Source organism: Pseudoxanthomonas sp. JC1303, assembly GCF_058448525.1.
In genome coordinates, this window is sequence record NZ_CP185958.1 from 1,247,893 (window position 1) to 1,270,898 (window position 23,006).

Sequence of the window (23,006 nt, forward strand, 5' to 3'; positions counted from 1 at the left end):
CACGCACATGACATTGCGCATCGCCTACGTCACCAGCGGCATGGGCAGCATCGGCACGGCCATCTGCCAGAAACTGGCCCGCAGCGGCCACACCGTGGTGGTCGGCTGCGGCCCGGACTCGCCACGCAAGGCCGGCTGGCTGCGCGAGCAGCGCGCGCTCGGCTTCGACTTCATCGTCTCCGAGGGCAACGCCGCCGACTGGGACTCCACCGTCGCCGCCTTCCGCGAGGTCAAGGCGGAAGTCGGCAAGATCGACGTGCTGGTCAACAACGCCGGCGGCAACCGCGACCTGCTGTTCCGGCAGATGGAGCGTGCCGACTGGCAGGCGGTCATCAATTCCAACCTGCACGCGCTGTTCAACATCACCAAGCAGGTGATCGACGGCATGACCACGCGCGGCTGGGGCCGCATCGTCAACATCGGCTCGGTCAGTGCGCACAAGGGCCAGATCGGCCAGGTCAACTACGCCACCGCCAAGGCCGCGATGACCGGCTTCACCCGCGCGCTGGCGCAGGAAGTCGCGCTGCGCGGCGTCACCGTCAACACCATCTCGCCGGGCTACATCGCCAGCGCGGCGATCAGCAGCTTCCCGCCGGACGTGCTGGAGCGGCTGGCCTCCAGCGTACCGGTGCGGCGCCTGGGCAAGGCCGAGGAAGTCGCTGGCCTGTGTGCGTGGCTGGTCTCGGACGAGGCCGCCTATGTCACCGGCGCCGACTACGCGGTCAATGGCGGCCTGCACATGGATTGAGCGCGGCCTGCAGACGCTGCAACGAAGAAGGGACGGCTTGCGCCGTCCCTTCTTCGTTTTTCCTGGAGCGACACCGCGGCTTACTTCAGCCCACGGTTCTCCAGCAGTGCATCGACGCTGGGATCCTTGCCGCGGAAGTCGCGGTACAGCGTGGCCAGGTCCACGGTGTTGCCGCGCGAGAGGATCTTGTCGCGGAAGATGTCGCCGTTCTTGCGGGTCAGGCCGCCATGCTCCTGGAACCACTCGAACGCATCGTCGTCGAGCACCTCGGCCCAGAAGTAGGCGTAATAGCCGGCCGCATAGCCGCCGCCCCAGATGTGGTCGAAGTAGCTGGTCCGGTAGCGCGGTGGGACCTCGGCCAGGTCGACCTTGTACTTCTTCAGCGACTGGGCCTCGAAGGCGTCCACGTCCTCCAACGGCGCATCGGCCGGCAGCGTGTGCCAGGCCATGTCCAGCAGCGCCGCCGACAGGTACTCGGTGGTGGCGTAGCCGGTGTTGAAGGTCTTGGACTTGCGGATCTTCTCCACCAGTTCCTTGGGCATCGCCTCGCCGGTCTGGTAGTGCTTGGCGTAATGGGCGAAGACCTTCGGATCGGTCGCCCAGTGCTCGTTGAACTGGGAGGGGAACTCGACGAAGTCGCGCGAGGTGCTGGTGCCGGCGATGGACGGGTACTTCACCTTGGAGAACATGCCGTGCAGCGCATGGCCGAACTCATGGAACATCGTGGTGACGTCGTCGAAGCTCAGCAGCGCCGGCTGACCATCGACCGGCTTGGTGAAGTTGCACACGTTGTAGACCACCGGCTTGTCGCCGGTGAGCCCGTCCTGCTCGACGAACACGTCCATCCACGCGCCGCCGGACTTGGAGTCACGCTTGAAGTAGTCGGTGTAGAACAGCGCCAGCGACTTGCCGTCGGCGTCGAACACCTCGTAGACGCGCACGTCCGGGTTGTACACCGGGATGTCCTTGCGCTCCTTGAAGGTGACCCCGTAGAGCTGGTTGGCCGCGTAGAACACGCCGTTCTTGAGCACGTTGTCCAGCTCGAAGTACGGCTTGATCTGCGACTCGTCCAGGTCGTACTTCTGCTTGCGCACCTGCTCGGCGTAGTAGTCCCAGTCCGCGGCGGTCAGCTTGAAGCCGCCGTTCTGCGCATCGATGACCTGCTGGATCTCGGCCGCCTCGCCCTTGGCCTTGGCCGTCGCCGCCGGCACCGTGTCGGTCAGCAGCTTGAGCGCCGCTTCGGGGGTCTTGGCCATCTGGTCGGCCAGGCTGTAGGCGGCATAGCTGTCAAAGCCCAGCAGCTTGGCCTTCTGCGCGCGCAGCTGGGCCAGGCGCTGGATGATCTGGCGGGTGTCGTTGGCGTCGCCGTGCTCGGTACGGGTCTCGGAAGCCTCGAGGATCCGGGTGCGCAGGTCGCGATCGCTCAGCGCGCCCAGTTCCGGCTGCTGGGTGGTGTTCTGCAGGGCCAGCAGGTACTTGCCGTCCTCACCGCGGGCCTTGGCGTCCTGCGCGGCCGAAGCAATGGCGCCGTCGGACATGCCGGCCAGCTGGGACTTGTCGTCCACCGCCACCGCACCGGCGGCCGCGGCGGCGACCAGGCGCTGGTGGAACTGCGTGGACAGGGTGGTCTCTTCCACGTTGAGCTTGCGCAGGGTGGCCTTGTCGGCATCGGACAGCTGCGCGCCGGCGCGCACGAATTCCTGGTAATCGCGCTCCACCAGGCGCAGGGACACCGGATCCAGGTTCAGGCTGTCGCGCTGGTCGTAGACCGCCTTGATCCGCGCGAACAGTTTGGGATTGAGGCTGATCTCGTCCTGGTGAGCGGCCAGCTTGGGCGCGATGTCCTCCTGGATCTTCTGCCGTGCATCGTTGGTGTCGGCCTGGACCAGGCCGAAGAAGATGCGCGAGACGCGATCCAGGGTCTGCCCGGTCTGCTCCATCGCCTCGATGGTGTTGGCGAAGGTCGGCGCATCGGGGTTGTCGGCGATCTTATTGATCTGCTCCAAATGTTCGCGCATGCCCTGCTCGAAGGCCGGCAAGTAGTCGGCATCCTGGATCTTGTCGAACTGCGGCGCGTGGAAGGGCAGCGGGCTCTGGCTCAGCAGCGGGTTGGCGCGCTGCGGCTTGGCATCGGCGGCCGGTGCGGCATCGGCGGTCTTCACGGAATCTGCCTCCTGTTTGCTCTGGCAGGCGGCCAGCGCCAGGCTGATGGCGGCGGCGAGGACGAGGGTTCGGGTCATGATGTTTCCTGGAAACGTCGATCGTGTCATCGGGGAAATCGGGTCCGTCGATCCGGCGCTAGCGCCGACCGGCCGGGCCCGCATGTGCTTTGCTTGGGTCGCTCACGTCGTGCCGCGGGTCTTGCCCATCCACGGGCGGTACCACGCGCGGATGGCGGCCATGTCCGCCTCCATGTCGCCGGTGGGATGAAACACCGGACCGACCCCGACGACCTTCTCGGGGTAGTGGAAGTAGGCCAGCAGGATGGGCACGTCGGCGGCGCGGGCGATCTTCCAGAAGCCGGTCTTCCACTTGTCCACGCGCTTGCGGGTGCCCTCCGGCGTGACCACGAACCAGATGCGCTCGTAGCCGTGGATGGTCTCCACCGCCTGGCGCACCACGCCGCCGGCATTGGCCCGGTCCACCGGCACCACGCCCAGCTTGTGCAGGAGCGGGCCCAGCGGCCACCAGAACAGGCTGGCCTTGCCCAGCACCTTGACCTCGAAACCGCAGGCGATCTTCACCGCCATGCCCCACAGGCCGTCCCAGTTGGACGAATGCGGGGCCACGATCATCACCAGCTTGGGAATGTCCGGCAGCTCGCCGGCAATGCGCCAGCCGCTCAGGCGCAGCAGCGTGCGTGCACACCAGCGGTTGAAGCGGTTGGGCTTCACGCGCGGCATGTCGGGCGGTGCGACCGGGACTTCGCCCGGCGGCCGCGGCGGGGTCATGTCAGTCCCAATCACGGGCGTTCCGGTTGCGTTTGATCTGGCCGCGGGACTTCTTGGCATCCAGCCGGCGCAGCTTGGAAGCCCGGCTCGGGCGGGTCGCCAGCCGCGGCTTGGGCACCGACAGGCCCGCAGCGATGATGCCGGCCAGGCGCTCACGCGCGTCCTGGCGGTTGCGGTCCTGGGTGCGGAAGCGCTGGGCGTCGATCACCAGCACCCCGGCGTCGGTCAGGCGTCGGTCGCGGCGCGCCAGCAGGCGGCTGCGCAGTACTTCGGGCAGCGAGGGCGAGCCGGCCACATCGAAGCGCAATTCCACCGCGGTGGCGACCTTGTTCACGTTCTGGCCGCCCGCGCCGCTGGCGCGCACGAAGCGCTCGACGAGTTCTTCGTCGGGGATGGACAGCGTGGGCGAGATCTGCAGAAATCCAGCGGGCATGGGCGGCATTGTAGGCGATGGCCAAGCTGTACCGGCCGATGACATCCCCGGCGGTTTAGTGAAATTTTTACACGGGCGCCCACCGCGCTCGGCACCATCGCTTCCCGCCCCACGTCCCGGAGCCGCGATGCCACGCTGTCGATCCATCCCCGTCCTGATGCTGCTGTGCCTGCTGTTGACGGCCCTGGCGCCGGCGGCGCAGGCCCGCGAGCCGACCGACAAGGAGATCGAACGCCTGCTGGCGGCTTCGCGCGCGCAAAGCATGCTGGCCGCCATCCAGCCGCAGGTCGAGGCCATCCAGCGCCAGCAGTTCGCCGAGCTCACCGAAGGCAAGACCCTCACCCCGCAGCAGCAGCAGGAGATCGCCAACATCCAGGCGCGCACCTCGGAAATCGTGCGCCAGTCCCTGGCCTGGGACCAGATGCGCCCGGTGTATCTGCAGGTCTACCGGGAAACCTTCGACGACGACGATGTCAAGGCGATGACCAAGTTCTACGAGAGCAAGGCCGGCCAGCACCTGCTCGACAAGACCCCGGCAATGATGCAGACGCTGATGGTGGCCATCCAGCAGAAGATGATCCCGCAGCTCGAAGCCCTGCAGGCCGAGGTCAAGACCGTGTCGGCCGAACCGATCCCGGCCCCGCCGGTGTCCCCGCCGCAGGAGCGGCGCAAGGCGGCCACGCACAGCACCACCAAGAAGAAGTCGACCAAGAAGGCTTCCAGCAAGAAGAAGAAGTAAGCCCCCGCGCGGATCAGCCTGGCAGGCTGGCGCGCGGCGGCAGCCGCCAGTCGACCGCGCCCAGGCCGTGACGGGCCAGGTACTCGTTGGCCTGGGAGAAGTGCCGGCAGCCCAGGAAGCCGCGATGCGCCGACAGCGGCGAGGGATGCGGCGCCTTGAGCACGCGATGCGTGCGCGGGTCGATCACCTTGCCCTTGGCCTGCGCGTAGCTGCCCCACAGCAGGAAGACCAGGTGCTCACGCTCGGCCGCCAGCGTCTGGATCACGTGGTCGGTGAAGCCTTCCCAGCCCTTGCCCTGATGCGCGCCGGCCCGGCCCTCCTCGACAGTCAGCACCGAGTTGAGCAGCAGCACGCCATGCTCTGCCCACGGCGTCAGGCAGCCGTGATCCGGCGGCGTGATGCCGATATCGCTGGCCAGTTCCTTGTAGATGTTCTGCAGCGAGGGCGGGACCGGCGTGCCCGGCTGCACCGAAAAGCACAGCCCGTGCGCCTGGCCGGCGCCGTGATACGGGTCTTGCCCCAGGATCACCACCTTGACCGCATCGAACGGTGTGGCATCGAAGGCGGCGAAGATCTGCGGGCCGGGTGGAAACACGCGCGCCCCGGCCTGCTTGCGCTGGCGCAGGAACGTCGACAGCGCCTGCATCTCTGGCCGCGCCAGATAGTCGCCGACCCGCGCCTTCCAGGAAGGCTCAAGCTGGATGCGGGCGTTGGAAGCGTCGTCGTCGGTCATGAGTCAACAGGATCTCGCGATTCAGTCCATCGGTGCCGAGAGCAGCCCGGCAAGCGAGGAGCCTTGGGGATAGGTGATGTCGCCGATGCGCCAGCCGGCAGCGGTCTTCACCACATGGAAGATCAGGGAAACATGTTCGCGCGTCGAAGGCACCACGTACTGGACGCCGACGGTATCGCCGCTGGCCTGCACGATCGTGAGCGCTTCCGCCGCGGGATCTTGCGAGGCCCAAAGCGGGGTGAAATCGAGGCGACAGATTTCACGACGGCGCGCTTTGCAACGTGCGTCCTCGACCAGCAGCCCTGCCAGGCCAGGTGTGAAGTAGCGCAGCAGCACGTCTTTCGGTTGTTCGGCGAGCCCGGTCTCGTTCGTGACCACCACGGCTTCCCAGGCGAAGTCGTGATATAGCCTCGCCACGACTTCGCGTTGGTGCAGGTCAGGTGTTGCCCCTGTCGTGGTCGCGGCGGCGAGCATCAACAGGCAACTGACAACCAGGCGCATGGCGGAACTCGTTTCTTCAAAGCCTGCAGTGTAGTGCGGTCGACTTCAAGCCACCGACGGCAGCGTGGCCATGTCCCAGCGCGGGGTGACCTGGACCTGCGCATCGCTGCGCTGGCCGGCCTCCAGGCGCAGCGCGCCGGCGAAGGCGATCATCGCGCCGTTGTCGGTGCACAGCGCCGGTCGCGGGAAGCAGGCGCGTCCACCGCGCTGTGCACACATCGCCTGGAGCTTGGCGCGCAGGCGCTTGTTGGCACCGACGCCACCGGCGATCACCAGGGTGTCGCTACCGGCCGCATCCAGCGCGCGCTCGCACTTGATGGCCAGGGTGTCCACCACCGCGTCCTCGAACCCACGCGCGATGTCCGCGCGCGTGGTCTCGGACTGGTCGCTGTCGCGCCAGGCCAGCAGCACCTGGGTCTTCAGTCCCGAGAAACTGAAATCCAGGCCCGGCCGATCGGTCATCGGCCGCGAGAACCTGTAGGCGCCGGGCGTGCCGGTTTCGGCCAGCCTGGCCAGCTGCGGACCGCCCGGATACGGCAGGCCCATCAGCTTGGCGGTCTTGTCGAAGGCCTCGCCGGCCGCATCGTCCAGGGTCTCGCCCAGCAGCCGGTATTCCCCGATCCGCTCCACCGCGACCAGCTGGGTATGCCCGCCGGACACCAGCAGCGCCACGAACGGCGCCTGCGGCGGATCGTCCTCCATCAGCGGCGCCAGCAGGTGGCCTTCCATGTGATGCACGCCGATGGCCGGCAGGTCCAAGGCCCAGGCCAGCGCCCGGGCCACGCCCGCCCCGACCAGCAGCGCACCGACCAGCCCGGGGCCGGCGGTATAGGCCACGCCATCCAGCTCGCGCGTGGACAAACCGGCTTCGTCCAGGGTCTGGCGGATCAGCGGCAACAGCTTGCGCACGTGGTCGCGGCTGGCCAGTTCCGGGACCACGCCGCCGTACTGGGCATGCAGGGCGATCTGGCTGTAGACCGCGTGGGCGCGCAGCCCGGTCGCGCCGGTCAGGGCGGTGTCGTAGACGGCCACGCCGGTTTCGTCGCAGGAGGTTTCGATGCCGAGGACTTTCATGGGCACAAGGATGCGCCCGGGCCGGTGGCTTTTCCAGCCAAGCGTACTTGCACGGCCCGAATCGAGCCGTTATAGTGCGCGGCTCACCGGGTTTGATCCCGGTACTTTTGTGTCCCGGAGATTCCATGCCCAGCGTCAAAGTCCGCGAAAACGAGCCCTTCGAGTTTGCGCTCCGTCGTTTCAAGCGCACCTGCGAAAAGGCCGGCGTGCTGGCCGAAACCCGCAAGCGCGAATTTTATGAAAAGCCGACCCAGGAGCGTAAGCGCAAGGCCGCTGCCGCGGTGAAGCGCCAGCTGCGTCGCTCCTCGCGCGACGTCACCAAGCGCCAGCGCCTGTACTGAGCGACGGCAGGTCGTTCCGCGCGGTGGCCGCTTGCGGCCATCGACGGAAAGCCAGACCAAGAGCCGGCACGCGTGAGCGTCGCCGGCTTTTTGTCGTCCCTTCGTTCCCTTTTCCCGCGGCCCGTGCCGCGCGCGTTCGCCAGGAGTTTTTCCCATGACCCTCAAGCAGCAGCTCACCGATGACATGAAGACGGCCATGAAGGCCGGCGAGAAGGACCGCCTGGGCGTGATCCGCCTGATCAACGCGGCGATCAAGCAGCGGGAAGTGGACGAGCGCATCGAACTGGACGACGCCGCGGTGCTGGCCGTGCTGGAAAAGATGGTCAAGCAGCGCAAGGATTCGGTCAGCCAGTACGAGGCCGCCGGGCGCGAGGACCTGGCCGCGATCGAGCGTGCCGAGTTGGTCGTGATCGACGGCTACCTGCCGGCCAAGCTGGACGAGGCTGCGATTGGCGCCGCGATCGACGCGGCCATCGCCCAGACCGGCGCCAGCGGCCCGGCCGACATGGGCAAGCTGATGGGCGTGCTCAAGCCGCAGCTGGCTGGTCAGGCCGACATGGGCGTGGTCTCCAAGCTGGTCAAGGCCAAGCTGGCCGGCTGACTTCGCCGCGTGTGGCGCCGGCCCCGGGGCGGCGCCACACGCCCCGACGCGCCCACATGGTGGGCGCGCCGCCTGTCAATGCAACTGATTCTCATATAGAATCACACACGCTGGGCGCACGCCACCTGCCGCGCCCAAGAGCCGTCCGGTGCGCCGGATTTCGGGGTCATTTTCAGCGTGTCTGCACCCACTTGCCCCGTCGGACAGCGTCCGGCGCCCCCGCTTTCGCTCGTCGTGCTGGCTGCCTCACCACACGTGGCACAGCAGCCTCCGGCCCAGGCCGAAGCTTCCATCGAGCCGGGCATGCGGACCGTGACGCGTACCGGACGCGGCTCAACCACAAGTTCGCGGACGCATCCCGGCCCGAATGCCTCCCTGTTCGCCAAGCACCGGCACGACATGGGCGACGGGTCCGAGACCCCCAATGCAATGCCCGTGGCGCCCCGCGCACCCGGCACGGGCCGCAAGCCGGTCGGTGATGGCCCGGTCGTCCTGATGGAACCTGCTTGATGACGCTTCTGTACCTGTGCTGCAGCCTGCTGGCCGCCTTGGCCTTCTATGCCGCCACTGCCCACCAGCGACTCCGCCCCTCGCTGCGCGCCCACGCCCGCGCGCTGCGCTGGCTCGGCACGGCCCTGTGCGGCGTCGCGTTGGCCGCTGGAATCGCCGCGCTCGGCCCGCTGGCCGGCGTCTCCTCCGCCCTGACCGCGCTCATGCTGGGCATGGTCGCCTTGCCCTACCTGGACGCCTGGCGTCCTGGCCCGGGAGGCACGCGCGATGTGGGCTAGGTGGACAGCGGCCATCGTGCTGGGCCTGCCGGCCACGACCGGCGTGATCGGGCTGCTGGCCCTGCTGTGGCCGGGCCCGGTGGAACGGACCACGCTGCCATGGCTGCTGCTGGCCGTCCCGGGCTGGGTGGGCGCGATGTCGCTGGCCTTCGCCTGCCGCAGTGGCGCGCGGGCCTGGGGATGGCTGGGCGGGATCACGGTCCTGGCCTTTGTCGCGCTGCATCTGGTCAAGGCCCTTGGCTGGACGGGCCTGCCGGCATGAAGGCCGCCACGCTCCGCAGTTTCCTGGCGCTGCATACCTGGGTCGGGCTGATCGCTGGCATGGCGCTGTTCATCGCCTTCTATGCCGGGGCCTTCACGGTGTTCACCCATGAGCTGACCCAGTGGGCGCCCCGCCCGGCGGCGGCGCTGCGCGGCTCGGCGCCCGACCCCGCGCGCGAGATGGCCCAGGCCCAGGCACTGGTGGACGCGACCGCGCGCGCGCATCCGAGCACGCGCGAGGCGATGTTCCTGGTGCTGGCCGGGGAGCACGGCCCGGTCCCGCGCATCTTCCATCAACCGCCCGGCGACCGACACACCTACCAGTACCAGTTCGATGCCCAGGGCCACGTGCGGACCCTGCCGCAGCGCACCGGCTTCGTCGATTTTCTCTACGACCTGCATTTCACCGCCGGGCTTCCGCGCACCCTGGGCACCTATCTGTTTGGGGTGGTGAGCATCCTGTACGGCCTGGCGCTGGTCTCCGGCGTGGTGATCTATGCGCCGGTGATGCTCAAGGACCTGTTCGCCCTGCGCGCGGGGCGCAACATCAAGCGCCTGTGGCAGGACGCGCACAACGTGATCGGCATGCTGTCCCTGCCCTTCCACGTGGTGTTCGCCTGGTCCGGTGCGGTGCTGGCGCTGGGCCTGCTGTTGCTGGTGCCGTTCCAGTCGCTGGTCTTCGACGGCAAGTTGCTGCAGGTGCTGGAGTCGGACTTCTGGATGAAACCGCACGCCGAGGCCGCAGGCGTGGCCCGACCGACGCTGCCGGTGGCCGATCTGGTCGCGCGCGCGCAGGTTGCCCTGCCGGGACTGGAGGTCAGCTCACTGGCCTACCACGACACCGGCGATGCCAATGCCCAGATCGAGGTGTACGGCGAGGTCGACCAGCGTCGGCTCAACACCTTGGGCATGGTGGCGCTCAACGGCGCCACCGGCCAGGTGCAGCAGGTCATCGACCCACGCACGATGTCGCTGGGGACGGCCATGCTGCGCGGCCTGCAGGCACTGCACTTCGGCAGCTACGGGCACCAGCCGGTGAAATGGCTGTACTTCGTGCTGGGCCTGGGCGGCGCGTTCCTGTTTTACAGCGGCAACCTGCTGTGGATCGAGGCCCGGCGCAAGCGGCGCACGCCGCAACAGCCGGTGCGCACCCAGGTGATGGCGCGGCTGACTCTGGGCGTGTGCCTGGGCTGCGTGGGCGGGGTGTCGGCGCTGTTCATCGCCGGCGCGCTGTTGCCCGACGCCCAGGCCTCACTGGCCTACTACGTGGTGTTCTGCGCGATGCTGGCCTGGGCCGTGTTGCGCGTACCGGCGCGTGCAGGCGCCGAACTGCTCTACGCCTGCGCCGCGCTGACCGCGCTGGTGCCGGTGGCTGGCTGGATCGGCACCGGTGACCACTTCTTTGCCGCGCTGTGGAATGCGCATTGGACGCGCTTCAGCGTCGGCGTGATCGCCCTGCTGCTGGCCTGGACGTACTGGCGCATGGGCCGCGCCGCCGCGCGACGTGCGCGCGAAGGAGACCCCAACAGCGTGTGGGCACGCCGTCCGCAGCACGAAATCTGAACCCATCGCTCACCCGATGGCGACGGACAGGTTTGGCATGCTCGGACGGATCCTCCCCACCGGGAACGCCGTGCGCCTGCCAACCGACAAATTCCAGCACCAGATCCAGCGCTTGCAGGACAGTCTGCCGGTGGCCTTGGCGCGACGCTTTGCCGAGAGCGACCTGATGACCCAGGCCGCGGCGCTGACCTTCTACGCGTTGCTGTCGCTGGCGCCGCTGCTGGTCCTGCTGCTGTGGATGACCGCCTCGCTATATCCGCCGGCGCAGGATGAACTGCTCCGGCAGATCGGCGGGCTGGCCGGGCCACAGGCGGGCGCGGTCGCGCGCACGGTGCTGGACAACGCCAATCGCGAGCCCAGCGTCGGCTCGCTGGCCGGACTGTGGAGCACGCTGCTGCTGTTCGTCGGCGCCACGGCGGTGTTCGCGCGTCTGCAGGCCGCGCTCAACGTGATCTTCTACACCGACCGCAACGACCTGCATGGCGGCATCAAGGAATTCCTGAAGAAGCGCGTGTTTTCCTTCGGCGTGGTGCTGGGCCTGGGCTTCCTGCTGATCGTGTCGATGATGGCCGCCACCGCGCTGCAGGTGGTGCTCAATAACGTGCCCTCGCTGCTGCCGGTCCTGGGCAACGCCATGACCTTCGCCCTGTACGCGGCGGCATTCGCCTTCCTCTACCACTACCTGCCCGACCGCCGGGTCGAATGGCGCCAGGCGCTGCTTGGCGGGATCATCACCGCCGGGCTGTTCGTCCTGGGCCGTTACGGGATCGGCGTGTACCTGGCCCAGACCGAGCCGGGCAGCGCCTACGGCACCATGGGGGCGATGGTGATCATGCTGGTGTGGCTCTACTACGCCACCGTGGTGTTCTTCATCGGCGCGCTGATCACCGCGGTGATCGACGAGCGCATCGACGCGCGCAATGCGCGCAGGCTGGCCGAGCGCGCGCACGAGACCGTCAGCGACGCCGCGCCGGGCGCCGATCCGGACTCACGCCCGCTGCCGCAGACCGACGTGCCCGGGCAGGCAACGAACCCGCCGCCGTGATCGCGGCCAGGCGGCCCCACAGCGCCACCCCGTGCGGGGCGCCGGATCGGGGATAATCTGCGGTCCATGCCGCGCATCCCCGACGCCTTCATCGACGACCTGCTGGCCCGGACGGATATCGTCGAGGTGGTCGGCACGCGCGTGCCGCTGAAGAAGCAGGGCCGCGAGTACGCCGCGCGCTGCCCGTTCCACGACGAGCGCTCGGCCTCGTTCACCGTCTCGCCGACCAAGCAGTTCTATCACTGCTTCGGCTGCGGCGCGCACGGCACGGCGATCAGCTTCCTGATGAACTACGACCGCCTCGAATTCCTCGACGCGGTCGACGAACTGGCCAAGCGCGCCGGCATGGAGATCCCGCGCGAGGCGACCGCGCGCAATGCCGTCACCGACGATAGCCGCGACCTGTACGCGGCCATGGACGCCAGCGCCAAATTCTTCCAGCGCCAGCTCGCCGGCAGCGACAAGGCCCGCGCCTATCTGGACGGGCGCGGCGTGGACGAGGCCACGCGCACGCTGTTCGGCATCGGCTATGCACCCGATGGCTATTCGGCGCTGAAGGACGCGCTGGGGACGGATGCGCGGCGCATGCAGCTGCTCGAACGCGGCGGCATGTTCTCCAAGAACGATCGCGGCCACGTCTATGACAAGTTCCGCGACCGGGTGATGTTCCCCATCGCCGACCGCCGCGGGCGCACGATCGCCTTCGGCGGCCGCGTGCTGGACAAGGACGACGGGCCCAAATACCTCAACAGTCCCGAGACCACGCTGTTCCACAAGGGTCGCGAGCTGTACGGGCTGTGGCAGGTGCGCCAGGCCAACCAGAAGATCGACAAGCTGGTGGTGGTCGAGGGCTACATGGACGTGGTGAGCCTGTTCCAGTTCGGCGTGCCCTATGCGGTGGCCACGCTGGGCACGGCGACCACGTCCGACCACGCCGAACTGCTGTTCCGCAACGCGGCCGACGTGTATTTCTGCTTCGACGGCGACGCCGCCGGCCAGCGCGCGGGCTGGCGCGCACTGGAGTCGGTGCTGCCGCGCATGAAGGACGGGCGCCAGGCGTTCTTCCTGTTCCTGCCGCAGGGCGAGGACCCGGACACCATCGTGCGCAAGGAGAGCGCCGAGGGCTTCGCCACGCGCCTGGGGCAGGCCACGCCGCTGTCGCAGTTCTTCTTCGACGAGCTGTCCCGGGACATCAACCTGGCCACGCTGGACGGCAAGGCGCGCCTGGCCGAGAAGGCCAAACCCCTACTGGCGCAGATCCCCGATGGCGCCTTCGGCGACCTGATGCGCGCGCAGCTGACCCAGGTCACCGGCGTGGGCGCCAATGCACCGCAGGCCCAGGTGCCGTCCCGGCCACCTGCGCGCGCGCAGCCCGCGCGCGGCCCGCAGCAGCGCCCCAGCCTGGTGCGCAGCGCCATCGTGCGTCTGCTGCATGCCCCCTCGCTGGCCCTGGAAGTGCCGATGCCCTATACCTTCGCCGGGCTGCGTCAGCCCGGGGTAGCCTTGCTGACCGAACTGCTGGACATCATCCAGGCCCGCCCGGAGATCAGTCCGGGCGCGCTGCTGGAGCACTTCGCCGAGCGCGAGGAACTGCCCGCCCTGCAGAAACTGGTCGTGCAGGACCTCCCGGGTGAGGAAGCCGCCTGGCGCCAGGAGCTGCACGACGCGGTGCTGCAGCTGGAGAAGCAGACCCTGCAGCAGCGCCTGGACGAGTTGCTGGCCAAGCAGCGTGCACAGGGCCTGGACGAAGCCGACAAGTACGAACTGCGCGAGCTGCTCAAGGTGCGCGCCGGCGGACATTGAGCACCCGCCTCGTGGGAGCAACTGTCTTCTTATGAGTGTGCGGCTTTCCCGGTAAGCCATCGCTGCAGCAGCAGCTCCCACCAAGCGGTGCTGGGTCGCCGCTGGAAACATCCCGTGGGAGCCGCCATGGCGGCGAATGGCTTTCCTGGGGAAACCCCATCGCCGCCATGGCGGCTCCCACGGCCCACGCGGCAAGGCCTGACGAGCGCCGAGGCTAGAATGGCAGCCCCCACGTCCTACTGCCTGACCGTGAACCTGCTCAAGCGCCTGCGCATCGATCCCTTCACCCTGACGCTGCTGGGCACGGTCCTGTTGGCCTCGCTGCTGCCGGTGCGCGGTACGGCCGCCGAGTGGATGGACGTGGTCACCGACATCGCCATCGCCGCGCTGTTCTTCCTGCATGGCGCGCGGCTCTCGCGCCAGTCGATCCTGGCCGGGGCCACGCACTGGCGCCTGCACCTGACCATCCTGTGTTGCACCTTCGTGCTGTTCCCGCTGCTGGGGCTGGCCGTGCACCCGGTCGCCGAACGCCTGCTCACGCCCGGCCTGGCCCTGGGGCTGCTGTTCCTGTGCGCCCTGCCCTCCACCGTGCAGTCCTCGATCGCCTTCACCTCCATGGCCGGCGGCAACGTCCCGGCCGCGGTGGTCTCGGCCTCGGCGTCCAGCCTGCTGGGCGTGTTCCTGACCCCGATGATCATGGCCCTCATGGCCGGCACCCAGGGCCAGATGGCCGACCCGGTGGCGGCCATGGGCAAGATCCTGCTGCAGCTGCTGGTGCCGTTCCTGGCCGGTCACCTGCTGCGGCCGTTGATCGGTGGCTGGGTCGATCGCCACCGACCGGTCCTGAAGTACACCGACCAAGGTACGATCCTGCTGGTGGTCTACACCGCCTTCAGCGCCGCGGTGGTCGAGGGCCTGTGGCACAAGACGCCGGTGCTGGCGCTGCTGGGCGTGATGGTGTTCGCCGCGGTGCTGCTGGGCATGGTGATGGGCCTGATCACGCTGCTGGCCCGCCGGCTGGGCTTTGGCCGCGCTGACGAGATCGCCATCGTGTTCTGCGGTTCCAAGAAGAGCCTGGCCACCGGTGTGCCGATGGCCAAGGTGATGTTCGCCGGCGGCGCGCTGGGCGCCATCGTGCTGCCGGTGATGATCTTCCACCAGGTGCAGCTGATCACCTGCGCGGTGGTGGCCCAGCGCTACGCGCGCGCCGGCGGCCGCGCGGTCGCGGCGACCGAGTGAGGCCGGCTCAGATCACCAGCGTGTACTGATCCAGGTTGGCCGGGGTGACCACGCGGAAACGGGTCAGGCCTTCCGGCGCCTGCTCGAGTTCCTCGTTGGCGTGCATCAGGTGCTGCAGGCCGGCCAGGACCTGGCTTTCCGGATCCTGGTCCAGGGTGGCGGCCATGTCGCCGGCGTTGAGCAGCTCGGCGTGTTCGCGCGTGGCCTCGTGGCCCACCCAGACCGGCGCGACCGCCAGCGGATGGCGGCGCAGCGCACGCCTGATTCCAGCCGAGGCCGAGCCGATGTTGTAGACCGCGACGATGTCGTGGTGCTGGCGCAAGGCGTCGTGCAGCTGGGCGTAGGCGCGCTCGACGTCATCGAACATCTCCACCGGCGGCAGCGGGTCCAGGTGCGGGAACTGCTCAGCCAGGATCTGGTTGAAGCCCTCCACCCGCTCGGTGTGCGCGCGGAAGTCCAGCGAGGTCACCGGGATCCAGACCTTGCCGGCCTGGCGGGTGAAGCGCCCGATCAGATAGCCCGCCGTGCGCCCGGCCAGGGTGTTGTCGATGCCCGTATAGGCCAGCCGGCGCACGCCGGTGATGTCGGTGGAGAGGGTGACCACCGGCGTGCCGGCGGCATTGACCACCTGCAGGGCGCGGCGGATGCGGTCGCTGTCGCGTGCCACGATCAACAGACCATGGCGTGGGTACGGCGGATGCTCCAGGAACGCGGCCAGGCGCTCGTCGTCGCGCTCGCCCCAGGCACTGCGATGTACGGTCACCCGCGGCCCGATCAGGCTCGCGTAGCGCTCCAGCGCGCGGTTGATCCGCTGGAAGTGCGGCACGTCGCTATGCACCAGGATCACGTCGAAATGCAGCACGCCATGGCGCACGCTGGGCAGCATGCGATTGGTGCCCAGCCGTTTGGCGGCATCGACCACCTTGCGGCGCAGGGCATCGGACACGCTGCCGCGCTCGTTGAGCACGCGATCCACGGTGCTGGGGCTGACCCCGGCCTCGATGGCGATCTCGGTGAAACGGGGCGCGCGTTTGGTGCGGCGTCGGCCTTCGGCGCTCATGGGAACAGGTGACATAGCGGAACGGGAATCGACCGGCCCGCACACGAACGGACCGACCTGTTCATCCTCGCCCGCCAAGGGCCCAGGTGCAATGTCGCCATGCTCATCCCAGGCTGCGCCCGGCCAGTCCGGGCAGCCAAGGCGAGAGCCAGTGATCCACCAGCAGGAAGGCGAACAGCGCCATCAGGTACACAATCGAATAGCGGAAGGTGCGCATGGCGAAGAACTCGTCCGGCGGGTCCAGCATCCTCCAGGCGTACCACAGGAACCCCACGCCCAGCACCAGCGCACCGGCCAGGTAGAACAGCCCACTGAGGCCGAACAGCACCGGCAGCAGCGTGGCTTCCACCAGCAGCACGGTATAGAACAGGATCTGCCAGCGCGTGTAGACCACTCCGTGGGTGACCGGCAGCATCGGGATCAGCGCCTTGGCGTAGTCCTCGCGGCGGAAGATCGCCAGCGCCCAGAAGTGCGGCGGGGTCCATACGAAGATGATCAGCACCAGCAGCAGGCTGTGACCCCAGTCCCATGGCCCCTGCATGCCGGTCACCGCGGCCCAGCCCAGCAGCGGCGGCATGGCACCGGCCAGCCCGCCGATGACGATGTTCTGCGGCGTGGCGCGCTTGAGGTAGACGGTATAGATCACCGCATAGCCGATTAGCGAGAAGAAGGTCAGCACCGCGGTGATGACGTTGACCCACAGCACCAGGATCAGCATCGAGATCACGGTCAGCACCGTGGCGAAGGCCAGCACCTGCCAGGGCTGGACCTTGCCCACCACCAGCGGACGCCACGAGGTGCGTGCCATCTGCGCATCGATCCGCGCATCCAGCAGCTGGTTGATCGCCGCGGCGGCCGACGCCGCCAGCCAGATGCCCAGGAAGCCCAGCAGCCCGTCGCGCACGTTGCGCCAGGTCGGCAGGCCTGGAATGGCCAGGATCATCCCCACGAACGCGGTGAACACGATCAACGCGACCACGCGCGGCTTGGTCAGGTCCCAGTAGTCGCGGAGCGTGGTGCGTGTGGCGCTCATTCCGGCACCTTCAGCCGCGCCAGCAGCGAGACCATCACGAACAGCAGCACGACCGCCCCGGCGTTGTGCAGCACCGCCACGGCCAGCGGCAGCGCCAGCTTGACGTTGAGGATGCCCAGGCACACCTGCGCGAAAAGCGCCAGCAGCAGGCCGGCGGCCCAACCGCGCATGCCCGGCACCTTCCACAGGCGCAGGCTGCAGAACGCCAGCCAGCAGAACACCACGATGGCCATCAGCCGATGGGTCATCTGGATGGCGATGCGAGCGGCGCCGTCGAGCACGCCACCTTCGTAGTCCACGCCGATGCCGCGCCACAGGGTGAAGCCTTCATGGAAGTCGTGCGGCGGCCACCACTGCCCCACGCACTGCGGAAAATTCTCCACGCGCCAGCTGCCGCCTCCGCAGGCCAGCGCGGCGTAGTTGGCGCTAACCCAACCGCCCAGCGCGATCTGCAGCACCAGCAGGCCCAGGCCCACGCCCAGCACGCGCTTGAGCGCGCGCGCCTGGCCCAGGTGAATCGGCAGATCGGTCGCGCGCCAGGCCATCCACACCAGCAGGGAGAAGGTGGCCAGGCCGCCGAGCAGATGGCCCATGACCACGATCGGCTTGAGCAACCAGGTCACCGTCCACATGCCCAGCAGCGCCTGGAAGACGATCATCGCCAGGGTCAGCACCGCCACCCGCGCCAGGTCGCCGCCTCCGCCGGGCGCCGACGCCTGGCTCCAGCGCCAGGCCGCCAGCAGCAGGATGCCTTCGCCCAGCGCCGCCACCACGCTGGCGGCGACGTGTTGGCCCTGCATGTACAGCGGAATGGCGGCGGCCACCAGCACCGCCGAGGCGATCACCTGGCTCACCCCCAGCCGCCGCCGGCGCACCGCCATCAGGGCCAGGCTGAAGATCTCGATGCTGAGCATGCCGGCCAGGAAGCGGTGAACCTGCTCGCGCCAGGCCTTGTGGGTCTCCAGCGGACGGATCTTCAGCTGCGCGTGGTCGATGATCTCCGACGGCGCTTCGGGCCATGCGGCGCGGCCATAGCAGGTCGGCCAGTCCGGGCAGCTCAGGCCGGCATCGGACAGGCGCACGAAGCCGCCGAAAACGATCGTGCTGGCGGTCATGAAGGCCGCCAGCCAGGCGATGCGGTGGAAGTGCCGGAACGGCAGGCGTAGGGAGGCAGGCATTACGGTGGGGTTCGCTCTAAAGGAGTTTCAGCAGCTTGGCGACGTCGCTGCGCAGGTCGGCCGGGTCGAAGCCCGGGGCGAAGCGCATGATCACAAAGCCGTTGGGATCGATGACGTAGACCGGCACGCCGGCCGGATCGTCCACGCCGGGCAGGGCGGCCAGCAGCGCCGGGTCGCGTACCAGCACGCGCAGCGCGGCCGGGTGCGCGGCGCCAGGCGGCGGCGTGCCCAGCCACAGGATGTGCACCTGGTCGGCGTTGTGGCCGAACAGCTGCCACACCGTGTCCAGTTGCTCGGACAGGACCACGCAGGACGCCACGCAGTCGCCCGGCGGGGCCAGCACGATGCGCCAGGTGCGCTGCGGCTGCTGCCAGGCATAGGTGCCGCCGCCCGCCAGCGCCGGATGCACCTGGCGCACGTCGCGCGGCGGCTGCAGCAGTTCGCCATGGTTCTTCAGGCCGGCCGGGCGCCAGCCGGCAAAACGCAGCACGCCGGCCCCGGCTACGCTGCCGAAGAACAGCACGAACAGCGCGATCAGGATCAACCGGCCGCGGCGGCGGCCAGGCGGGGCATCAGGCAGGGTCATGCCCCATTTTCTCACGGGTGGCGCCCCGGCGCCGCCAGGTGAGCACCACGGCGGTGACCAGCACCGCCAGGGCCAGGCCGAACCATTGCACGGCGTAGCCCAGATGGCGTGCAGGCGGGAGGGTATTGGGCAACACGTCCAAGTCCCGCGCAAAGCCGATGGGCAGCGCCGGATCCAGCCGCAAAACCCTTGGGGCAAGGCGTTTGCGGCCCAGCGGTGCAGCCAGGACGGCAGGCTCCAGCGCGACGGCCAGCAGGTCGCCATCCCCCTGCACGGCCGGCATGCCCCGGATCAGCCCGGGCGCGGGCGGCGGCGCCAGCAGGCCCGCGATCTGACGCGATCCCGTCAAGGGCGGCACGACCGGCATCGTCCTGGCGGCATCCAGCGGCTGCCAGCCCAGGTCCACCAGCAGCGCGGGACCCCCGTCGTCCGGCACGAAGGGACGATAGGCCCGCACCCCCGGCTGGCCGTCATGGGACTGGTTGTCCAGCAACACCGCCGGGCCAGGGGCGAAGTGGCCGCGGCCGGCCGCCCAGTCGACCTGCTGCGCGCGATCGTGCTGCGCCGCGGCGGAGAGCGGTCGCGGCTGGCGCGCGCGCAGCACCTGCGCCACTTGATCAAGCAACGCCCGCTTGGCCTGCGCACGCCCCAGTTGCCAGCTTCCCAGCGCGCAGAAGCCGGCGGCCACCACCACGGCCAGCAGCCAACCAACCGGTGTGGGCAGGCGACGCCTCATGCCGTTCGCGGCGCGGGGGCGGATAATGCGCTCATGCGGCGCGGTGCCGCACCGAGGCCTGGATGAACGACTCGCTCAAGACCCTGCTGATCGTCGCGTTCCTGATCATGATCGTGTGGAACCTCGGCGCCGGCCTGTATTACCTGCTGATCGACCGCGGCCAGACCACACGTACCGTGCGTGCGTTGAGCTGGCGCATCGGCCTGTCGGTCGCCCTGATCCTGTTGGTGATCGCCGGCATCTGGAGTGGCGTGATCCAGCCACACGGGATCGGGCGCTGAGGCCCGATCGAGGCCCAAAGCCACGCGGGCCTGCGCGCGCCGCTGGCCGCTTACAGCACGTAGACGAACAGGAACAGCGCCAGCCACACCACATCCACGAAGTGCCAGTACCACGCGGCCGCTTCGAAGGCGAAGTGGTTGTCCTTGGTGAAGTGCCCCTTGAGCACGCGCAGCCACATGATGGCCAGCATCAGGGTGCCCAGGAACACGTGCGCACCATGGAAGCCGGTGAGCATGAAGAAGGTCGAGCCATAGATACCCGAGCCCAGGGTCAGATTGAGCTCGTGATAGGCATGCAGGTACTCGGTGGCCTGGAAGTACAGGAAGGTGCTGCCCAGCAGCACCGTGATGCCCAGCCACACCAGCACCGCGCCGCGGTGCGCGGCCTTGAGCGCATGGTGGGAAATGGTCAGGGTCACACCGGAGCTGAGCAGGATCAGGGTGTTGATCAGCGGCAGGCCCCAGGCCGGGATGGTCTGGAAGTGCCCGCCGATCTCACCCGGGCCGTTGGTCGGCCAGCCGGCCGAATAGCCTTCCCACAGCAGCGCGTTGGTCATCACCCCGTCGCCCTGCCCGCTCAGCCACGGCAGCGAGTAAGTGCGGGTGTAGAACAGCGCGCCGAAGAACGCGGCGAAGAACATCACCTCCGAGAAGATGAACCACACCATCCCCATGCGGAAAGAGACATCGACCTGCTTGTTGTAGTGGCCGGCGACCGACTCGCGGATCACGTCGCCGAACCACATGAACAACGTCGCGGCCAGCATCGCGATGCCGGCGAAGAACATCCACCGCCCCCAGGCCGCGTCGTTGAGCCAGCTGGCCACGCCGATCATCAGCACGAACATCGCAATGGAGCCAACGAAGGGCCACTTGCTCTGGTGCGGGACGAAATAGACGTCGGCATCGTGGGAATGGGTCTGCGCCATCACGCGTTCCTTTCGGTCAGTGGCTACGGCGCCGAACGCGCCGCCGGAGTGCCTGCCCCCGCGCCCAGGCGCGAGGTCAGGACATCGTTCTTGAAGAAGGTATAGGACAGAGTGATCGTCGAGACGTCCGCCGGCAGGTCCGGATCGACCATGAAGCGCAGCGGCATGTCGCGGCTCTCGCCGGCGTCGAGCTCCTGCGAGGTGAAGCAGAAGCACTCGGTCTTGATGAAGTACTGCGAGGCCCGCGCCGGTGCCACCGACGGCACCGCATTGCCCACGATCGCGCGCTTGCCGTCGTTGCGGGCAAAGAACTGCGCGTCGTAGAGCTCGCCGGGGACGACCTGCATGCGGGTCTGCTCGGGATGGAAGGACCACGGCAGCTTGGAGTTGACCGCACCGTCGAACTCCACGGTCACCGTGCGCGACTGCGTCGCCGGGCCAACACCCACGGCCTGGGTGGGGCCTTTTTCCATGCGCACGCCGAAGACCTTCTCGCAGGCCAGCCGATACAGCGGCACCAGCGAAAAGGTCAGCACGAACACCGCCACGGCCACGCCGATCAAGCGTGGCAGGCCGGCGGTGCGGCCCTGGCTTTTGGCGTCGGCGCCGGGCGTGGCGTGCTCACTCATGCCCGCAGCACCCCGGACAGGATGAAGGCCGCATAGATCGCCACGGCGATCGCCCCGACCACCAGCGCGGTCGTGCGCGCGGCGCGTCGGCGGCGCTGCTGCTCATCCACGGGGGCGCGCGGCGCGGTCATCAGTGGCCGATGTCCTCGTGGGCCAGATCACCCGGCTTGAGCACCGGCGGGGTGGTGAAGGTATGCGCCGGTGCCGGCGAGGGCACGGTCCATTCCAGGCCCTTGGCCGCTTCCCAGGAGCGCGCCTCGGCCCGCTCACCCTTGCGCAGCGACCAGCCCAGGATGGCGGCCATCATGAACGGGGTCACGAACATGCCGAACGCGCCGATGGAGCTGACGAAGTTCCAGTCGGCAAACACCACGTTGTAGTCCGGGATGCGGCGCGGCATGCCGGCCAGGCCCAGGAAGTGCTGCGGGAAGAACAGCACGTTGACGAACACCACCGTCCACCAGAAATGGAACTTGCTCCAGAACTGGCTGTACATGCGCCCAGTCCACTTGGGCCACCAGTAATAGGTGGCCGCGATGATCGAGAACACCGCGCCGGTCACCAGCACGTAGTGGAAGTGCGCCACCACGAAATAGGTGTCGTGGTACTGGAAGTCGGCCGGCACGATGGCCAGCATCAGCCCGGAGAACCCGCCGATGGTGAACAGGATGACGAAGGCCACCGCCCACAGCATCGGCGTCTCGAAGCTCAGCGAGCCCTTCCACATGGTCGAGACCCAGTTGAACACCTTCACCCCGGTGGGGATGGCGATGAGCATCGTGGCGAACATGAAGTAGATCTCGCCGCCCAGCGGCATGCCCACGGCGAACATGTGGTGGGCCCACACGATGAAGCTCAAAAAGGCGATCGAGGCGGTCGCGTAGACCATCGCCTGGTAGCCGAACAGCGGCTTGCGGCTGAAGGTCGGGATGATCTCGCTGGCCACGCCGAAGGCGGGCAGGATCATGATGTAGACCTCGGGATGGCCGAAGAACCAGAAGATGTGCTGGTACATCACCGGGTCGCCGCCACCGGCCGCGTTGAAGAAGCTGGTGCCGAAGAAGCGGTCGGTCAGCAGCATGGTCACCGCCCCGGCCAGCACCGGCATCACCGCGATCAGCAGGAAGGCGGTGATCAGCCAGGTCCAGGTGAAGATCGGCATCTTCAGCAGGTCCAGGCCGGGCGCACGCATGTTGAGGATGGTGGCGATGATGTTGATCGCGCCCATGATCGAGCTGATGCCGGCCACGTGGATGGCGAACACGGAGAAGGCCACGTTGGCCCCGCCCTGCAGCGACAGCGGCGGATACAGCGTCCAGCCACCGGCGACCGCGCCGCCGGGCAGGAACAGGGTCAGCAGCAGCATCGAGAAGGCCACCGGCAGCAGCCAGAACGACCAGTTGTTCATGCGCGGCAAGGCCATGTCCGGCGCGCCGATCTGCAGCGGGATCATCCAGTTGCCCAGGCCCACGAAGGCCGGCATCACCCCGCCGAAGATCATCACCAGCGCATGCACGGTGGTCATCTGGTTGAAGAACTCGGGCTTGACGAACTGCAGCCCCGGTTCCATCAACTCGGCGCGGATCACCACGCTCATCGCCGCGCCGATGATGAACATGACGAAGCTGAAAAGCAGGTAGAGCGTGCCGATGTCCTTGTGGTTCGTGGAGAAGAACCAGCGCTCGACGAACCCCTGCCTGTAGCCGTGGTGGTCGTCGTGGTGCTCTGCGGCGGAATGGGCCATGGGGCGTGTC

26 protein-coding genes are annotated in these 23,006 nt (G+C 68.3%); 11 read left to right on the forward strand and 15 right to left on the reverse strand.

Annotation, left to right across the window (positions count from 1 at the left end; translation table 11 throughout):
* Positions 1–7: 7 nt before the first annotated feature.
* Positions 8–748 (forward strand): acetoacetyl-CoA reductase, encoded by a 741-nt coding sequence (gene phbB, locus ACORQU_RS05545; protein WP_491643843.1) that lies wholly within the window; start codon positions 8–10, stop codon positions 746–748.
* Positions 749–828: 80 nt separating this feature from the next.
* On the opposite strand, the gene dcp is transcribed toward phbB, so the two are convergent.
* The 3 genes from dcp to arfB form a co-directional block, all read right to left on the reverse strand.
* Positions 829–2,988 carry a peptidyl-dipeptidase Dcp gene (gene dcp / locus ACORQU_RS05550; RefSeq protein WP_491643844.1) on the reverse strand — a complete coding sequence of 720 codons (2,160 nt, stop codon included), beginning with the start codon at positions 2,986–2,988 and terminating at the stop codon, positions 829–831.
* Positions 2,989–3,090: 102 nt separating this feature from the next.
* A complete protein-coding gene (locus ACORQU_RS05555) occupies positions 3,091–3,699 on the reverse strand; it encodes a lysophospholipid acyltransferase family protein (RefSeq protein WP_491644980.1) in 609 nt (202 codons plus the stop codon).
* A 1-nt stretch (position 3,700) separates the two neighbouring features.
* Complete coding sequence (arfB, locus tag ACORQU_RS05560) at positions 3,701–4,132, reverse strand: alternative ribosome rescue aminoacyl-tRNA hydrolase ArfB (protein WP_491643845.1); 432 nt, start codon at positions 4,130–4,132, stop codon at positions 3,701–3,703.
* 127 nt (positions 4,133–4,259) lie between these two features.
* Here arfB and ACORQU_RS05565 point away from each other — a divergent pair, with 127 nt between their 5' ends.
* Entirely contained in the window at positions 4,260–4,871 is a 612-nt protein-coding gene (locus ACORQU_RS05565) for a DUF2059 domain-containing protein (RefSeq protein ID WP_491643846.1), read from the forward strand.
* 13 nt (positions 4,872–4,884) lie between these two features.
* Here the strand turns inward: ACORQU_RS05565 and ung are convergent, their stop codons facing one another.
* The 3 genes from ung to tsaD are packed head-to-tail and all read right to left on the reverse strand — an operon-like array spanning position 4,885 to position 7,179.
* The gene (ung, locus tag ACORQU_RS05570) at positions 4,885–5,604 is read right to left on the reverse strand and encodes a uracil-DNA glycosylase (protein WP_491643847.1); all 720 of its coding nucleotides are present in this window, start codon (positions 5,602–5,604) and stop codon (positions 4,885–4,887) included.
* A 21-nt stretch (positions 5,605–5,625) separates the two neighbouring features.
* A complete protein-coding gene (locus ACORQU_RS05575) occupies positions 5,626–6,105 on the reverse strand; it encodes a hypothetical protein (RefSeq protein ID WP_491643848.1) in 480 nt (159 codons plus the stop codon).
* 45 nt (positions 6,106–6,150) lie between these two features.
* The gene (gene tsaD / locus ACORQU_RS05580) at positions 6,151–7,179 is read right to left on the reverse strand and encodes a tRNA (adenosine(37)-N6)-threonylcarbamoyltransferase complex transferase subunit TsaD (protein ID WP_491643849.1); all 1,029 of its coding nucleotides are present in this window, start codon (positions 7,177–7,179) and stop codon (positions 6,151–6,153) included.
* A gap of 125 nt (positions 7,180–7,304) precedes the next feature.
* On the opposite strand from tsaD, the gene rpsU reads away from it, so the two are divergent.
* From rpsU to ACORQU_RS05620, 8 genes are all read left to right on the forward strand, one after another.
* A complete protein-coding gene (rpsU, locus tag ACORQU_RS05585; RefSeq protein WP_002808376.1) occupies positions 7,305–7,520 on the forward strand; it encodes a 30S ribosomal protein S21 in 216 nt (71 codons plus the stop codon).
* 154 nt (positions 7,521–7,674) lie between these two features.
* The gene (locus ACORQU_RS05590) at positions 7,675–8,121 is read left to right on the forward strand and encodes a GatB/YqeY domain-containing protein (protein ID WP_271648338.1); all 447 of its coding nucleotides are present in this window, start codon (positions 7,675–7,677) and stop codon (positions 8,119–8,121) included.
* Positions 8,122–8,630: 509 nt separating this feature from the next.
* A complete protein-coding gene (locus ACORQU_RS05595; protein ID WP_271648337.1) occupies positions 8,631–8,909 on the forward strand; it encodes a hypothetical protein in 279 nt (92 codons plus the stop codon).
* Positions 8,899–9,171, forward strand: coding sequence for a hypothetical protein (locus ACORQU_RS05600; protein ID WP_491643850.1), 273 nt, complete (start codon positions 8,899–8,901; stop codon positions 9,169–9,171). The genes ACORQU_RS05595 and ACORQU_RS05600 overlap by 11 nt, the downstream gene beginning before the upstream one ends.
* Complete coding sequence (locus ACORQU_RS05605; RefSeq protein ID WP_491643851.1) at positions 9,168–10,733, forward strand: PepSY-associated TM helix domain-containing protein; 1,566 nt, start codon at positions 9,168–9,170, stop codon at positions 10,731–10,733. Before ACORQU_RS05600 ends, ACORQU_RS05605 begins: the two co-directional genes overlap by 4 nt.
* A gap of 37 nt (positions 10,734–10,770) precedes the next feature.
* Positions 10,771–11,778: a YihY/virulence factor BrkB family protein gene (locus ACORQU_RS05610; RefSeq protein ID WP_491643852.1), complete on the forward strand. Its 1,008-nt coding sequence runs from the start codon at positions 10,771–10,773 to the stop codon at positions 11,776–11,778.
* Positions 11,779–11,844: 66 nt separating this feature from the next.
* Entirely contained in the window at positions 11,845–13,581 is a 1,737-nt protein-coding gene (gene dnaG / locus ACORQU_RS05615; RefSeq protein WP_491643853.1) for a DNA primase, read from the forward strand.
* Between the two features lie 219 nt (positions 13,582–13,800).
* The gene (locus ACORQU_RS05620) at positions 13,801–14,820 is read left to right on the forward strand and encodes a bile acid:sodium symporter family protein (protein ID WP_491643854.1); all 1,020 of its coding nucleotides are present in this window, start codon (positions 13,801–13,803) and stop codon (positions 14,818–14,820) included.
* A gap of 7 nt (positions 14,821–14,827) precedes the next feature.
* Here ACORQU_RS05620 and ACORQU_RS05625 read toward each other — a convergent pair whose 3' ends face one another.
* The 5 genes from ACORQU_RS05625 to ACORQU_RS05645 all read right to left on the reverse strand — a co-directional run bounded on the left by ACORQU_RS05625 (position 14,828) and on the right by ACORQU_RS05645 (position 19,413).
* The gene (locus ACORQU_RS05625) at positions 14,828–15,880 is read right to left on the reverse strand and encodes a LacI family DNA-binding transcriptional regulator (RefSeq protein WP_491643855.1); all 1,053 of its coding nucleotides are present in this window, start codon (positions 15,878–15,880) and stop codon (positions 14,828–14,830) included.
* A 103-nt stretch (positions 15,881–15,983) separates the two neighbouring features.
* Positions 15,984–16,913, reverse strand: coding sequence for a heme o synthase (gene cyoE, locus ACORQU_RS05630; RefSeq protein WP_271648331.1), 930 nt, complete (start codon positions 16,911–16,913; stop codon positions 15,984–15,986).
* Positions 16,910–18,091 (reverse strand): COX15/CtaA family protein, encoded by a 1,182-nt coding sequence (locus ACORQU_RS05635; RefSeq protein WP_491643856.1) that lies wholly within the window; start codon positions 18,089–18,091, stop codon positions 16,910–16,912. The genes cyoE and ACORQU_RS05635 overlap by 4 nt, the downstream gene beginning before the upstream one ends.
* 16 nt (positions 18,092–18,107) lie before the next feature.
* Positions 18,108–18,677, reverse strand: a complete 570-nt coding sequence (locus ACORQU_RS05640) for a redox-active disulfide-containing membrane protein (protein WP_491643857.1) — start codon at positions 18,675–18,677, stop codon at positions 18,108–18,110.
* Positions 18,664–19,413, reverse strand: a complete 750-nt coding sequence (locus ACORQU_RS05645) for an SURF1 family protein (RefSeq protein ID WP_491643858.1) — start codon at positions 19,411–19,413, stop codon at positions 18,664–18,666. The genes ACORQU_RS05640 and ACORQU_RS05645 overlap by 14 nt, the downstream gene beginning before the upstream one ends.
* 62 nt (positions 19,414–19,475) lie before the next feature.
* Between ACORQU_RS05645 and ACORQU_RS05650 the strand changes: the two genes are divergently transcribed.
* A complete protein-coding gene (locus ACORQU_RS05650; RefSeq protein WP_271648327.1) occupies positions 19,476–19,694 on the forward strand; it encodes a twin transmembrane helix small protein in 219 nt (72 codons plus the stop codon).
* Between the two features lie 50 nt (positions 19,695–19,744).
* Here ACORQU_RS05650 and ACORQU_RS05655 read toward each other — a convergent pair whose 3' ends face one another.
* Genes ACORQU_RS05655 through ctaD form a run of 4 tightly spaced genes read right to left on the reverse strand, consistent with a single transcriptional unit; the run spans position 19,745 to position 22,996 of the window.
* Positions 19,745–20,623, reverse strand: a complete 879-nt coding sequence (locus ACORQU_RS05655; RefSeq protein ID WP_491643859.1) for a cytochrome c oxidase subunit 3 — start codon at positions 20,621–20,623, stop codon at positions 19,745–19,747.
* Between the two features lie 23 nt (positions 20,624–20,646).
* Entirely contained in the window at positions 20,647–21,252 is a 606-nt protein-coding gene (locus ACORQU_RS05660) for a cytochrome c oxidase assembly protein (RefSeq protein ID WP_271648325.1), read from the reverse strand.
* Complete coding sequence (locus ACORQU_RS05665; protein WP_271648324.1) at positions 21,249–21,383, reverse strand: hypothetical protein; 135 nt, start codon at positions 21,381–21,383, stop codon at positions 21,249–21,251. The genes ACORQU_RS05660 and ACORQU_RS05665 overlap by 4 nt, the downstream gene beginning before the upstream one ends.
* Positions 21,383–22,996 carry a cytochrome c oxidase subunit I gene (gene ctaD, locus ACORQU_RS05670; RefSeq protein ID WP_491643860.1) on the reverse strand — a complete coding sequence of 538 codons (1,614 nt, stop codon included), beginning with the start codon at positions 22,994–22,996 and terminating at the stop codon, positions 21,383–21,385. Before ctaD ends, ACORQU_RS05665 begins: the two co-directional genes overlap by 1 nt.
* Between the last annotated feature and the right edge of the window lie 10 nt (positions 22,997–23,006).

Bases quoted from the DNA above. Each gene is read 5' to 3' on its own strand.
- phbB (WP_491643843.1), top strand. From the start codon at position 8: ATGACATTGCGCATCGCCTACGTCACCAGCGGCATGGGCAGCATCGGC.
- dcp (WP_491643844.1), bottom strand. From the start codon at position 2,988: ATGACCCGAACCCTCGTCCTCGCCGCCGCCATCAGCCTGGCGCTGGCC.
- ACORQU_RS05555 (WP_491644980.1), bottom strand. From the start codon at position 3,699: ATGACCCCGCCGCGGCCGCCGGGCGAAGTCCCGGTCGCACCGCCCGAC.
- arfB (WP_491643845.1), bottom strand. From the start codon at position 4,132: ATGCCCGCTGGATTTCTGCAGATCTCGCCCACGCTGTCCATCCCCGAC.
- ACORQU_RS05565 (WP_491643846.1), top strand. From the start codon at position 4,260: ATGCCACGCTGTCGATCCATCCCCGTCCTGATGCTGCTGTGCCTGCTG.
- ung (WP_491643847.1), bottom strand. From the start codon at position 5,604: ATGACCGACGACGACGCTTCCAACGCCCGCATCCAGCTTGAGCCTTCC.
- ACORQU_RS05575 (WP_491643848.1), bottom strand. From the start codon at position 6,105: ATGCGCCTGGTTGTCAGTTGCCTGTTGATGCTCGCCGCCGCGACCACG.
- tsaD (WP_491643849.1), bottom strand. From the start codon at position 7,179: ATGAAAGTCCTCGGCATCGAAACCTCCTGCGACGAAACCGGCGTGGCC.
- rpsU (WP_002808376.1), top strand. From the start codon at position 7,305: ATGCCCAGCGTCAAAGTCCGCGAAAACGAGCCCTTCGAGTTTGCGCTC.
- ACORQU_RS05590 (WP_271648338.1), top strand. From the start codon at position 7,675: ATGACCCTCAAGCAGCAGCTCACCGATGACATGAAGACGGCCATGAAG.
- ACORQU_RS05595 (WP_271648337.1), top strand. From the start codon at position 8,631: ATGACGCTTCTGTACCTGTGCTGCAGCCTGCTGGCCGCCTTGGCCTTC.
- ACORQU_RS05600 (WP_491643850.1), top strand. From the start codon at position 8,899: ATGTGGGCTAGGTGGACAGCGGCCATCGTGCTGGGCCTGCCGGCCACG.
- ACORQU_RS05605 (WP_491643851.1), top strand. From the start codon at position 9,168: ATGAAGGCCGCCACGCTCCGCAGTTTCCTGGCGCTGCATACCTGGGTC.
- ACORQU_RS05610 (WP_491643852.1), top strand. From the start codon at position 10,771: ATGCTCGGACGGATCCTCCCCACCGGGAACGCCGTGCGCCTGCCAACC.
- dnaG (WP_491643853.1), top strand. From the start codon at position 11,845: ATGCCGCGCATCCCCGACGCCTTCATCGACGACCTGCTGGCCCGGACG.
- ACORQU_RS05620 (WP_491643854.1), top strand. From the start codon at position 13,801: ATGGCAGCCCCCACGTCCTACTGCCTGACCGTGAACCTGCTCAAGCGC.
- ACORQU_RS05625 (WP_491643855.1), bottom strand. From the start codon at position 15,880: ATGAGCGCCGAAGGCCGACGCCGCACCAAACGCGCGCCCCGTTTCACC.
- cyoE (WP_271648331.1), bottom strand. From the start codon at position 16,913: ATGAGCGCCACACGCACCACGCTCCGCGACTACTGGGACCTGACCAAG.
- ACORQU_RS05635 (WP_491643856.1), bottom strand. From the start codon at position 18,091: ATGCCTGCCTCCCTACGCCTGCCGTTCCGGCACTTCCACCGCATCGCC.
- ACORQU_RS05640 (WP_491643857.1), bottom strand. From the start codon at position 18,677: ATGACCCTGCCTGATGCCCCGCCTGGCCGCCGCCGCGGCCGGTTGATC.
- ACORQU_RS05645 (WP_491643858.1), bottom strand. From the start codon at position 19,413: ATGAGGCGTCGCCTGCCCACACCGGTTGGTTGGCTGCTGGCCGTGGTG.
- ACORQU_RS05650 (WP_271648327.1), top strand. From the start codon at position 19,476: ATGAACGACTCGCTCAAGACCCTGCTGATCGTCGCGTTCCTGATCATG.
- ACORQU_RS05655 (WP_491643859.1), bottom strand. From the start codon at position 20,623: ATGGCGCAGACCCATTCCCACGATGCCGACGTCTATTTCGTCCCGCAC.
- ACORQU_RS05660 (WP_271648325.1), bottom strand. From the start codon at position 21,252: ATGAGTGAGCACGCCACGCCCGGCGCCGACGCCAAAAGCCAGGGCCGC.
- ACORQU_RS05665 (WP_271648324.1), bottom strand. From the start codon at position 21,383: ATGACCGCGCCGCGCGCCCCCGTGGATGAGCAGCAGCGCCGCCGACGC.
- ctaD (WP_491643860.1), bottom strand. From the start codon at position 22,996: ATGGCCCATTCCGCCGCAGAGCACCACGACGACCACCACGGCTACAGG.